This window comes from Rugamonas apoptosis (genome assembly GCF_014042355.1).
Taxonomy (GTDB): domain Bacteria; phylum Pseudomonadota; class Gammaproteobacteria; order Burkholderiales; family Burkholderiaceae_D; genus Rugamonas; species Rugamonas apoptosis.
In genome coordinates, this window is the sequence record NZ_JACEZU010000005.1 from 323,971 (window position 1) to 336,687 (window position 12,717).

Here is a 12,717-nt window from a genome sequence, read left to right on the forward strand (position 1 = left end):
CTTACGCTTACGCTTGGGCTTGGGCTTGGGCTTCGGCTTGGGCTTGCGCGGCCAGGATGAATGGCAACGCCTCGGCCGCCGGCAACGGCCGGGCGTAGTGATAGCCTTGTGCCTCGTCGCAGCCGAGCTTGCCCAGAAGATCCAGCACGGCCGTGTTCTCCACGCCCTCGGCAATCGTCTTCAGCCCCAGGCTGTGCGCCATCTGGACGATGGCCCGCACGATGGCCGTGTCGTCCGGCTGGGCATCGATGGCGCGCACGAACGATTGGTCGATCTTGAGCTTGTCGACGGCGAACTGCTTGAGATAGGCCAGGCTGGAATAGCCGGTGCCGAAATCGTCCACCGACAAACTCACCCCCAGCTTGCGCAGGCGCTGCACGATGGCCAGCACCTGATCCGGATTCTGCAGCAGGATCGATTCCGTCAATTCCAGTTCCAGCCAGCCGGCCGGCAGCCCGGCCTGTTCCAGCGCTGCGCGCACATCCTGTTCCAGGTTGCCCCGGCCAAACTGCAGCGCCGACAGGTTGACCGCCACCACCAGATGCGGCGCACCGGCTGCGCGCCACTCGGCCATCTGGCGGCAGGCCGTGCGCAGCACCCAGGCGCCGATCGGTACGATCAAGCCGCACTCCTCGGCCACCGGAATGAAACGGGCCGGCGACACCAGCCCATGACCGGGTCGCTGCCAGCGGATCAGCGCCTCCACCCCGATCATGCGGCCACTGGCCAGGTCGAACTGCGGCTGGTAGTACAGCAGCAGTTCGTCCCGCTGCAGGGCCTGGGCCAGGCCGTTGCGGATATCGAGCCGGTCGGCGGCGTCCGATAACATGTGCGGCGCGAAGCAGCACCACGTATTGCGGCCCTGGTGCTTGGCGTGATACATGGCCGTATCGGCCTTTTGCAGCAGGATGTCGAAGTCGGCGCCGTCGTCGGGCGACAGCGCGATCCCGGCCGAGACGGTGGTGGCCAGCTCCTGGCCGGCCACCATGATCGGTTCCTGCAGGCGCTGCAACAGCATGTCGAGCGCGGAACCCAGCGCGCCCGCTACGGGCGGGCCACTCCACACCAGCAGGAATTCGTCGCCGCCCTGGCGGCTGACCGTGGCGCCGGCCGGCGCCAGCGCGCGCAGCCGGTTGGCCATCTCCTGCAACACCACATCGCCCTGCAAGTGGCCCAGGCTGTCGTTGATCTGCTTGAAGTTGTCGAGGTCGATGAACACCAGCGCCACCCGCCCTGCGTTGGCGCGCGCCACGGCGTCACGGAAGCTGACGCGGGCCATGAGCCGGTTCGGCAACTCCGTCAGCGGGTCATGATAAGCGAGGAAGTGCAGCCGCTCCTCGGCCAGGCGCTGCTGGCGCAATGCGGCCGACAGGCGCAGGAACGGCTCGCGCACGCTGGCCACGAACACGGCCTGATAAATATAGCCATAGGCGATCACCTTGTACAAATGGCCCAGCAGGCTGTAGATGTCATTCACGTTGGCGTACAGCGTGAAGCACAATTCACTGAGGATGGTGATGGCCGTGGCCCGCAGCAGCGGCGTGGCTTCCGCCGCCGGCGCGCGCCAGAACAGCGCCAGCGGCACCAGCAGCAGGGCCACGATGCCATATTCGGCCATCAGCTTGGTGGAGGTGAGGCCCTGGCCGGGCACGAACATCACCGGCCAGATCTCCGGCGCGTACAGTTGCAGGACATAGACGGCGGCCGTCAGCGCCAGCGCGCCGCCCAGGATCAGGTAACGGGTGGCATCGCTGCGGAAGCGGGTCCATGGCCGCAGCGCCACCACCAGCAGCGTCAGCGCCGCCACGAAGCGCGCGCACAGCCAGAACGCGATCGCCTTTTGCGGCGCGGCCGGGGTAACGAAATCGGGCATGCCCTTGTAGGACAGCAGGTGCGCCAGGTCGATCAGGCCCACGGCCAGGAAGCCGCAGGCCAGGATCATGGTATTGCCCGCCCGCTCACGCTGGTAGGCATTCCACGACACGGCGAAAATGAGGCCGGCCACCACCACGGCGAACAGCTCGAAAATGGTATGGCTGGCGGCCGAGAACAGCACTTCGCTTTGCTTGAGGGGCACCGTCCAGGGACTGAGCCAGACCAGCACCAGCAGCAGCGCCAGCCCGCCGAACAGGGTCCTGCCGGCTGCCGGCCGCGTACTTCGGGTGGCGGCGGATGGGGATGTCAGCGGGGCTGGTTCAATCAACGCGGTTCTGGGCATGCGATGGACACGGCTACGCGTTCCGGTCCACATCCTGCCAGGCCGTTTAACGCTGGTTGAAGGTCAAATGTCAGGCTTGCATGATAGTCGAAACAACCTTATCCGGGACGATAGTTGGCCACGCATTGCTCAAAAGCAGCTTTTTGCTGTATGGATTTGACAACAATATAGACAAAACGCAACACAATTTCCCGTTTCCCCGCGAGCGCCCCCCGCCCCTCTCAGGCGCGCCTGCAAGCGGCCGTGCGTGACTCGCCGCGCCATGCGTTTGGCTCGCCGGGACTAGGCAAAATGGCCTGCCGCGCCACTGTTTCGCATTAAGATCGGAACCGGAGTCTATTGCAGTATTGATACGTTTTCTCCTGGCAAGCGCGCGGGCCGGCCACCGCCTCCCGCGCGGCGCAGCAAACTTCTCACAAAGAATGTGGAGCAAACCTCGACGGCGCGGCAAGCCGTAACAGTACCAACACGGTGCGGGTATTTTCCGGCCGTATCGATCGAAGGTTGCAGACAATTGAAGAGGTTGAGAAGCTTATGAACAGTGTTTTGAACGCCGGCCCCACCCTGGGCGTCGGGCCAGCGCTGGCTGGCAAGCGGGTCTTCATCACCGGCACCACGGGCTTCCTGGCCAAGGTGGTGCTGGAAAAACTGATTCGCGCCGTGCCCGACGTGGGCGGCGTGATCCTGCTGATCCGGGGCGGACGCAACGGCGTGACGGCCCGCGCCCGCTTCGAACGGGAAGTCGCCGCCTCCTCCGTGTTCGACAAGCTGCGCGCCGAACGGCCCCGCTACCTGGAACAGTTTTTCGCCGAGAAGCTCGAATGCGTGATGGGCGAAGTGACGGAACCGAGCTTCGGCCTCGATCCGGGCGAGTTCTACGCCCTCACCCGCCGCGTCGACCTGGTGATCAACGCCGCCGCCAGCGTCAACTTCCGCGAGGCGCTGGACCAGGCGCTGGCCATCAACGCGCTCTCCATCGCCAACCTGTGCACCCTGGCGCGCGCCGCAAACGCGCCGCTGATCCAGGTCTCCACCTGCTATGTGAACGGCTACCAGCGCGGCGCCATGCAGGAGGAAGTCGTGCGCCCGGCGCGCGCCAGCATCACGCGCCACGCGGACGGCTATTACGACCTGTCCAACCTGCTCGACTACCTGAACCACCGCATCGGCCAGGTCAAGGCGGAAGTCGCGGACCCTGAACAACTGGCCGCCCGCCTGACGGACCTGGGCATCGCCGAAGCCAACCACCACGGCTGGAACGACACCTACACCTTCACCAAGTGGATGGGCGAACAACTGGCCATGCGCGCCATGCACGGCCGCGCGCTGACCATCGTGCGCCCGTCCATCATCGAAAGCACGCTGCAGGAGCCGGTGCCGGGCTGGATCGAAGGCGTGAAGGTGGCCGATGCCATCATCCTGGCCTACGCGCGCGGCAAGACCAGCTTCTTCCCGGCCCGCCCGGACGAAGTGATCGACATCGTGCCGGCCGACCTGGTGGCCAACAGCATCCTGCTGGCCAGCGCCGAGGCGTTGACGGAAGCGCCGGCGCACCGCATCTACCAGGCCTGCACCGGCTCGGGCAACCCGATCAAGCTGGGCAAGGTGATCGACCTGTTCCAGACCGAGGCCAAGCGCAACTGGCGCCAGTACGACCGCCTGTTCTACCACGCGCCCAAGCGCGACTTCCAGGTGGTGAGCCGGCCCGTCTTCCTGCTGATGCTGCGCGCCATGCGCGCCGGCACGGGCGCCTGGAATGGCTTGCGCCGGCTGCTGGGCGCGGGCGACTCGCCGGCGATCGAAGCGCTGCGCACCACCCATACGCTGGCCGTGACGTTCTCGTTCTACACGGCGCCGCGCTACCGCTTCCACAACAACCGCCTGATGGCGCTGGCGCGCCGCTTCGGCGCCGAGGACGCGGCCCGCTTCCCGGTCGATCCGGCGCAGATCAACTGGCCCGACTACCTGTGCCGCATCCACATGGGCGGCTTGAACCGCTATGCGCTGCGGCCACGGGGCGCGTCCAAGACGGGCGCCGCCACCGCGTCCGCGCCGGCCGCCTGCCAGGAGGCCAGCGTGGGCAGCTAGTGAAGGCGGCCAGCACCGCAACGCATCGCGCATTGCATCAATAACAGGCCGACGCCACTACAACTATAACGGCGCGGCAAGAGGAGACAGCAGCACATGAACCACACTTCCGCATCGCGCGCCCACGCGCACCAGGAGCCGGATCAGCAGAACGCCGAACCGGCACGCCCGGCCAGCAAGCCCCGCTCGCGCATGACCCGGCGCGACTACGCCTGGCATCGCATGGACACCAATAAGAACCTGATGGTCATCAACAGCATCCTGCTGTTCGAGGGCGAGGTGGACATGGAACGGCTGGTGTCCACCATCGCCCATCGCCTGCCCAACTACCCGCGCTTCACGCAAAAGGTGGTGACGCGCTGGGGCCGCGCGCACTGGGTGGAGGACGAGGAATTCAACATCCTCGACCACATCAAACACGAACGGATGGTGGAGGAAGTGAGCCGCGCCGAGCTGCAGAACCACCTGACCCGCATCGCCCACCTGCCGCTGCAGACGGACCGCCCCATGTGGCACATGACGGTGCTGGACCGCGTGAACGGCGGCCACGCCATCGTGTTCCGGGTCCACCACTGCATCACGGACGGCCTGGGATTGGTGCACGTACTCAATCACCTGACCGACGACAACGGCCTGCACGGCCGCACGCCGTCTCCGGTGGGCCATCCGCACCGCGCCGCCGTCACCGGCAACCCGGTCTGCTTCAGCCTGGCGCGCGCCGTCTCGTGGCTCAAGATCGCCGCCCACGTCACCCGCCTGTCCATGCTGTGGCCGGACGCCAGCACCCGCCTGAAGGCGCCCTTGCACGGCGAAAAACAGCTGGTTTGGCTGCCGCCGTTGGAATTGGAGCGGGTCCGCACCCTGTCCAAGCGCATGGGCGTGACGCTCAACGACGTGTGGGTGGCCGCCGTCTCGGGCGCGCTGCGCGCCTACCTGTCGGCCGACGGCGAGCAGGTGGATGGCCGCGCGCTGCGGGCCGCCGTCACCTTCAACCTGCGCGAGAAGGCCAACGCCTTCCAGCTGGGGAATGAGTTCGGCCTGGTGGCGGTGGAACTGCCCACCAACGTGGACGACCCCTGCCAGCGCCTGCGCCAGTCCAGCGCGCGCATGACGGCCATCAAGCGCTCGCACCAGCCGCGCGCCACGATGACCTTCCTGTCCATCGCGGGTTGCCTGCCGACGGCGCTCCAGCACTTCGCGCTGAACCTGTTCACCTCCAAGGGTTCGGTGGTGCTGACCAATATCGAAGGCCCCGGCAGCCGCCGCTACCTGGCCGGCTCGCGCATGACGGACCTGATCTGCTGGGTGCCGCAGGCGGGCAAGCTGGGCGTGGGACTGGCGTTCATCTCGTACGCGGGCCAGATCCAATTGGCCCTGTTCGTCGACACCGACCAGGTGCCTGATCCGGACCGCCTGATGGCGTTGACGGCGGAAGCATTCGCGGAACTGGAAACGTCCACCCGTGCCATGATGGAAACGGCTGCGGCGCAAGTTCAGGACGGCGAACCGGCCGCGCCGCTGGCGGCGGTGCGCGCCGCCTGAGTCCAGGCTAGCGCCGGCCATCAGAGGATGGCCGGGGCGGGTCCAGAGTCAGGGGATGGCCGGTGTGGGTTCGGATTCGGGTTCGGATCCAGGCTCCGGTTCCGCCGGCGGCGCCTCCGCCACATGCTTCCCGGCCAGGAGCATGTACATGGCCGGCACCACGAACAAGGTGAACAAGGTGCCGATGGCCAGCCCCGTGAAGATCACCAGTCCCATCGCATGGCGCCCCGCCGCGCCCGCGCCGGAGGCGATCACCAGCGGCACCACGCCGAACACCATGGCCGCCGTCGTCATCAGGATGGGGCGCAGCCGGGTGCCGGCCGCTTCCTCAATCGCTTCCCGCTTGTCCTTGCCCGCCGCGCGCAAATGGTTGGCCACTTCCACGATCAGGATGCCGTGCTTGGAAATAAGCCCCATCAGCGTCACCAATCCCACCTCCGTGTAGATGTTGATCGAGGCGAAGCCGAGGAAGATGAAGATCATGGCCCCGAACAGCGCCAGCGGCACCGACACGAGGATCACGATAGGATCGCGGAAGCTCTCAAACTGCGCCGCCAGCGTGAGGAACACGATGATCACGGCGAAGGCCATCGTGACGAGGAAGCCGCCCGACTCCTGCACATACTGGCGCGACTGGCCGGAATAATCGACCGTGTAGCCCGACGGCGCCACCTGCTTCAAGGTGTCGCGCATGAATTGCAGGATGTCGCCCTGCGATTCGCCCGTCACGCCGGCGAAGGTCACCGCGTTCAATTGCTGGAACCGCGTGATCGATTCCGGCACCACACTGTATTTAAGGCTGGCCACCGTGCTGGCCGGGATCATGCCGCCGCTGGGCGTCTTGATCTGGAAGTCCAGCACGTTGGCGGGATTGAGCCGGTCCACCTGCCGCACCTGCGGGATCACCTTGTAGGAACGGCCGGCGATCGAGAAGTAGTTGACGTAGCCGCCGCCCAGCCCCGCACCCAGCGCATTGCCGAAATCCTGCTGGGTCATGCCCAGCGCCGCCAGCTTGTCGCGGTCCACCTCCACCGTCGCCTGGGGCGAATCGACCTTCAGGTCCACGTCCACAAAATAGAACTTGTTGGCCGCCCTGACCTTTTCCAGCACCTGTTCGGCCACCGTGTTGAGATTCTCGAACGGCTCCGTGGTGGTGACCACGAACTGCACCGGCAGGCCGGAACTGCCCGGCAAGGCGGGGAACTGGAAGGCCGCCACGCGCGCGCCGGCGATGCTGTTCCATTTTTCCTGCAACTCCTGCTGGATCTCGTGGGCGGAACGGGTCCGCTTGTCCCACGACTTGAACAGCACACCGCCAAAGCCGGAATTGATGGTCGGCACGCCCGTGATCTGGAACATCTGCGCATATTCCGGTATCGATTTGCCGATCGCGAAAATCTGCGCCGCATAGGTCTGCATCTGGTCCGACGTGGCCGTGGGGGCGCCCACCACCTGCGACAGCACGATGCCCTGGTCCTCCTCCGGCGCCAGTTCCGACTGCGACATCTTGAACATCAGCGCCAGCAGCACGCTCAGGATCACGCCCATCACGATCAGCACCGGCCACGTGTCGAGCAGCGCATGCAGGATGCGCAGGTAGCGCCCATGCACCCGCTCGAACACGCGGTCGATGGCCTTGACGAAGCGCCCCTCGTCCTGGCTGGCGCGGAAGAAGCGCCCGCACATCATGGGCGACAGCGTGAGCGCCACCACGCCTGACACGGCCACGGCGCCCGCCAGCGTGAACGCGAATTCCGTGAACAGCGCGCCCGTCAAGCCACCCTGGAAGCCGATCGGCACATACACGGCAATCAGCACCACCGTCATGGCCACGATGGGGCTGCCCAGTTCGCGCGCCGCCACCAGCGCCGCGTCGAACGGCGCCATGCCCTGCTTCATGTGGCGGTCCACGTTCTCGACCACGATGATGGCGTCGTCCACCACCAGCCCGATGGCCAGCACGATGGCCAGCAGCGTGAGCAGGTTGATCGAATAACCGAGCACCAGCATCACGAAGAAGGTGCCGATCAGCGACAGCGGCATGGCGATCACCGGCACCACCACGGCCCGCAAGCTGCCCAGGAACAGGTAGATGACGATGGTGACGATGATCAGCGCTTCCACCAGCGTCTTGACCACTTCATGGATCGAGGTGTTGATGAATTCCGTGGAGTCGTAGACGATTTCGCCCGTCAGCCCATTGGGCAGTTGCTCGCGGATGGGCGGGAAGGCCACGCGCACGCGCTTGGCCACGTCCAGGATATTGGCCTCGGGCGCCACCTTGATGCCGATGAAGACCGACCGCACGCCGCTGAAGGCCACATTAAAGTCATAGTTCTCCGATCCCAGTGTGACGTTGGCCACGTCCTCCAGGTGGACGATCGCGCCGCCGCTCTGGCGGATGGCCAGGTGCTTGAACTCCTCCACCGTGTGCAGGTCGGTGCCGGCCGTCAGCGGCACGCTCACCATCTGGCCCTTGGACGAGCCCAGCCCCGTCAGATAGTTGTTGGACGCCAGCGCCGCGCTCACGTCGGCCGCCGTCACGCCGTGGGCCGCCATCCGGTCCGCATCCAGCCAGGCCCGCAGCGCGAACTGGCGCGCGCCCAGCAGCTCGGCCGTCTGCACGCCTTCGATGGCGTCCAGCTTGGGCTTGACCACCCGCGCCAAGAAGTCCGTCACGTTATTGGTGGGCAGCGTGTTGCTGTAGAAGCCCATGTACATGGCGTCCGTCGTCTGGCCCGTCTGCACCGTCAGCACGGGGGTCTGGGCCTGGGCCGGCAACTGGTTCTTGACGGAGTTGACCTGGGTGGTGATTTCCGTCAGCGCCCGGTTGGCGTCGTAATTGAGGCGCAGCGTGGCCGTGATGACGGACACCCCGCTATTGCTGGACGAGGACAGGTAATCGATGCCCTGCGCCTGCGCCACGGCCGATTCCAGCGGCTGGGTGATAAAACCGGCCACGGTCTGCGCGTCCGCCCCGTAATAGGTGGTGGAGATGGTGACCACCGCGTTCTGCGTGCGCGGATACTGGTTGATGGGCAGGCTGAATAGCGAACGCAATCCCAGCACCACGATCAGCAGGCTGATGACGCTGGCCAGCACGGGCCGCCGGATGAAGATGTCGGTAAATTTCATCGCGGCGCCCTCAGTGTTCCTGCGGCGTGGGCGCGGCGCTGTTGGCCGGCTGGACCTTGTTGTCGATCACGACCGGGGTGCCGTTCTTCAGCTTCAACTGGCCGCTGGTAACGACGGTCTGGCCTTCCTTGAGGCCCGTCAGCACCGCCACCTGGTCGCCGCGCGTGGCGCCCGTGGTCACGAACACCTGCTGCGCCACCAGCACGGGCTGGCCCTTATCGTCCTTGGGCGCGTCCTTGCCCTGCCCCGGCGCCAGCACGAACACGGTCGAACCGTAGGGGTTGTAGGTGATGGCCGTCTGCGGCAAGGTCAGGTGGCGCTGCACGTCGCCCTGCTCCAGGCTCACGTTGGCGAACATGCCAGGTATCAGCTGGCGCTTGGCGTTGGCCGCCGTCGCCTCCACCAGCACGTTGCGGGTGGCCGGGTCGACCTTGGGGCTGATGGCCGTCAAGCGCGCGGCGAAGGCGGCGCCCGGCCACGCATCGCTGGTCAGGCTCAGTTTCTGCCCCACCGCCAGGCCGGCCAACTGCTTCTGCGGCACGTAAAAATCCACATACACCGGGTCCATGGTCTGCAAGGTCACCAGCTTGTCGCCGGGGTTGACGAACTGGCCGGGGTTGACGGCCGTGATCCCCAGCTTGCCCGCGAACGGCGCGCGGATCGTCTTCTTGTCCACCAGCGCCTGCTGCTGGGCCGCCAGCGCGCGCCGGCTTTTCAGTTCGGCCTTGTCGTTGTCCAACTGGGCCTGGCTGATGGCCTGCGCCGCATATTGCGCCTCGTCGCGCCGCAGCACCGTGGCCGCAAGTTCGGCCGACGCCTGCAGCGCATGAAGCTGGGCTTGGTCAGCATCAGCGTTCAGCGCGAACAATACCTGGCCGGACTTGACCTCCTCGCCGGAGCGGAAGCGCACCTCGCGCACCATGCCCGCGATCTCGCTGCTGATGTCGACCCCGCGCACGGCCACCAGCGTGCCCACGGAGCTGAGCTGCGGCTGCCATTCCAGCGCCTGCGCCTTGATCGCCGTGACCACCTGCGGCGCCGGCCGGGGCGAACTGGCCATCATCTGCCGGATCTGCAGGAATTTACCCAGCGCCAGCGCCGCGACCAGCAGCACAACGCAGCCTGCCATGATGAACATACGCTTGGTCATGTCACCCTCTGCTCAACGAATAATGGAAGAACTACGGTGCGGCCGCCCCACCCGGCGGGCGGTTCCACCAGCCACCGCCCAGCGCCTGGAACAACGCGGCCGTGTCGGCGTAACGGGCCGCCTGCGCCTGCACCAGCGCGATATGGGTCTGCTGGTAACTGCGCTGGGCATCGAGCAATCCCAGATAACTGATGGCACCCAACTCGTACTGGCGTTTGGCCAGCGCCAGTGATTCGGCCGCCAGCGACTCGGCGTCGGCCTGCGCCTGCAGGGCGTTGGCATCGAACTCCAGCGCGCGCAGGCTGTCGGCCACGTTCTGGAACGCGCCCAGCACGGTGGCGCGATATTGGGCGGCGGCCGCGTCGTAGGCCGCTTCGGCGGCGCGGCGCTTGGCCGTCAGCGCGCCGCCGTTGAACAGCGGCTGCGTCAGGCCTGCGGCCAGGTTCCAGAACACATTGTCGGCCTTGAACAGCTGGTGCGGGCTGGCGCCGGCCACGCCGTAGCTGCCGCTGAGCGTGAATTGCGGATACAGGTTGGCGGTAGCCACGCCCACTTGCGCGCTGGCCTGGTGCAGCAGCGCCTCGCTGGCGCGCACGTCGGGCCGCTGGCGCGCCAGCGCGGACGGCAAGGACAGGGGCAGTTGCTCGGGCAAGGTCAGCGAGGCCAGCTCGAACTGCGGCAGGTCCGGCGTGCTTGGCAACTGGCCGGCCAGCACGGACAAGGCATGGCGGCTCAGCGCCAGCGCTTTTTCCAGTGGCGGCACGGTGGCCGCTGTCTGGGCCACCTGGCTGCGCTGGGTCAACAGCACCGAACGCGCCACGGCGCCAGCCTTCAACTGCTGGTCGATCACATCCATTTGCTTGCGTTGGGCCGCCAGCACTTCGGCCGTGGCCTGCAATTGCGCCCGTAACGATGCCTCGCGGATGGCAGCCGTCACCACATTGGCCGTCAGCGCCAGTTGCGCCGCTTCGACCTGGAAGCGCTGGTAGTCGATGGCGGCCTGCGCTCCTTCCAGCGCGCGCCGCGTAGATCCGAACACGTCCGGCGCGTAACTGACGTTGACGGAAGCGTTGTACAGGGAAAAGACGCCATTGACGGTCTTGCCCTGGTCGGCCTGATGCTCGCGCGCCGCGCTCAATTGGGCATTGATGGCCGGGAAAGCCCGGCCACCCCGCTCGGCGTTGTAGTTCTCCTGGGCCTCGCGCAAAGCCGCTTCGGCCGCCGCCATGGTAGGGTTGTGTTCCAGCGCGCTGCGCACCAGCCGGTCCAGCTCAGGAGAATGGAACACGGACCACCACTGAGCAGGAATGTCCTGCCCTATCACCAGGTGCTGCGACGCGCCGCCGGGAACGGGGGCGGACGCCGTGTCGGACGGCATGGCGGCGGGCGTGTAGCTGTCGTCGCGCAGGCCGGGCGGCGGTGCGGGCGCATAAAAATCGGGGCCGACGGCGCAGCCGGTGACCGCCAGGGCGAACAAAACCGCCAGGCCCAGGCGCCGTCCATCCAATGGAAACTGCTTGAAGGTGAGCTTCTTCACGCACAGACTCCCACGTTGCTGGCAAGGCGCTGATGCGCCCGCCTTAGCTGAATTCAGGGTCAATTATATGGAAAAAGCTGAAGATTATGACAATAATTTTCTACGGTGCGGGCTGGCCGAGCGCGCCGCCGGCGAACGTCCGCATCACCTGCCGGGCGACGAATAGCACTTGCCGCTCAAACTGTGGCGCGGTTGCGCTGCTTCAGCCAAGTTGCCTGACGCAGCGCCAAATTCGGACTACATTGAAGATACGAGCCAGCAGTGCATGGGCCGACCGGGGAGAATAGACATGAGCAGGAGGCTGACATGAGCAATGCAGGCAGATTCAAGGACCGCATGCACGCGGGAAATGCGCTGGCCCATGTACTCGATGCCTACGCCGGCCGGGCCGACGTGGTGGTGTTGGCCCTGCCCCGCGGTGGCGTGCCGGTGGGCTACGCCGTCGCCCGCGAGCTGGACGTGGACCTGGAGGTGCTGGTGGTGCGCAAGCTGGGCGCGCCGGGCCAGGAGGAACTGGCGATCGGCGCCGTCGCCAGCGGCGGCATCCGGGTCATCCATCACGACCTGGTGGCGGAACTACGCATCCCGCCCGAGTATGTTGAAGCGCTGGCGGCACGCAAGATGGCCGAGGTGGCACAGCGCGACGAATTGTTCCACGCCGGCCGCCCGCCCGTGCCGCTGGAAGGACGGGTCGCCATCGTGGTCGACGACGGCATCGCCACCGGCGCCACCATGGAATCGGCCGTGAAAGCGCTGCACCAGGCCGGGCTGGCGCGGGTGGTGGTGGCCGTGCCGGTGGGGGCCGCCGATGCCGTCCACGCCCTGCGGCCGCTGGTGGATCAGCTGGTCTGCCTCACGGTGCCGCAGCCGTTTTTTGCCATCGGCAGCTGGTATGACGATTTCGATCAGACCAGCGATGCCGAAGTGATCGACCTGCTGCGGCGGGCTGACGCGGCACGCAGCGCCGACGCCGCGCAATGCCACGGAGACGGCCACACCCACCCCGCGCCATGAACTGGTGCGGATTCCAGCCGGCGCCATCCTTAT

7 protein-coding genes are annotated in these 12,717 nt (G+C 66.5%); 3 read left to right on the plus strand and 4 right to left on the minus strand.

Features of this window, described 5'->3' with window-relative positions; translation table 11 throughout:
* Window positions 1–7 precede the first annotated feature (7 nt).
* A complete protein-coding gene (locus H3H39_RS12515; protein WP_182153707.1) occupies window positions 8–2,203 on the minus strand; it encodes a putative bifunctional diguanylate cyclase/phosphodiesterase in 2,196 nt (731 codons plus the stop codon).
* A gap of 549 nt (window positions 2,204–2,752) precedes the next feature.
* Here H3H39_RS12515 and H3H39_RS12520 point away from each other — a divergent pair.
* Both H3H39_RS12520 and H3H39_RS12525 read left to right on the plus strand, forming a co-directional pair.
* Window positions 2,753–4,306, plus strand: coding sequence for a fatty acyl-CoA reductase (locus tag H3H39_RS12520; protein ID WP_182153708.1), 1,554 nt, complete (start codon window positions 2,753–2,755; stop codon window positions 4,304–4,306).
* Window positions 4,307–4,402: 96 nt separating this feature from the next.
* Entirely contained in the window at window positions 4,403–5,848 is a 1,446-nt protein-coding gene (locus H3H39_RS12525; RefSeq protein ID WP_229218000.1) for a wax ester/triacylglycerol synthase family O-acyltransferase, read from the plus strand.
* A gap of 48 nt (window positions 5,849–5,896) precedes the next feature.
* On the opposite strand, the gene H3H39_RS12530 is transcribed toward H3H39_RS12525, so the two are convergent.
* Genes H3H39_RS12530 through H3H39_RS12540 form a run of 3 tightly spaced genes read right to left on the minus strand, consistent with a single transcriptional unit; the run spans window position 5,897 to window position 11,670 of the window.
* Complete coding sequence (locus H3H39_RS12530; RefSeq protein ID WP_182153709.1) at window positions 5,897–8,983, minus strand: efflux RND transporter permease subunit; 3,087 nt, start codon at window positions 8,981–8,983, stop codon at window positions 5,897–5,899.
* A gap of 10 nt (window positions 8,984–8,993) precedes the next feature.
* Complete coding sequence (locus H3H39_RS12535; protein WP_182153710.1) at window positions 8,994–10,133, minus strand: efflux RND transporter periplasmic adaptor subunit; 1,140 nt, start codon at window positions 10,131–10,133, stop codon at window positions 8,994–8,996.
* A 31-nt stretch (window positions 10,134–10,164) separates the two neighbouring features.
* Window positions 10,165–11,670: an efflux transporter outer membrane subunit gene (locus H3H39_RS12540; RefSeq protein ID WP_311196906.1), complete on the minus strand. Its 1,506-nt coding sequence runs from the start codon at window positions 11,668–11,670 to the stop codon at window positions 10,165–10,167.
* Between the two features lie 306 nt (window positions 11,671–11,976).
* On the opposite strand from H3H39_RS12540, the gene H3H39_RS12545 reads away from it, so the two are divergent.
* Window positions 11,977–12,684, plus strand: coding sequence for a phosphoribosyltransferase (locus tag H3H39_RS12545; RefSeq protein WP_182153711.1), 708 nt, complete (start codon window positions 11,977–11,979; stop codon window positions 12,682–12,684).
* Window positions 12,685–12,717: the final 33 nt, after the last annotated feature.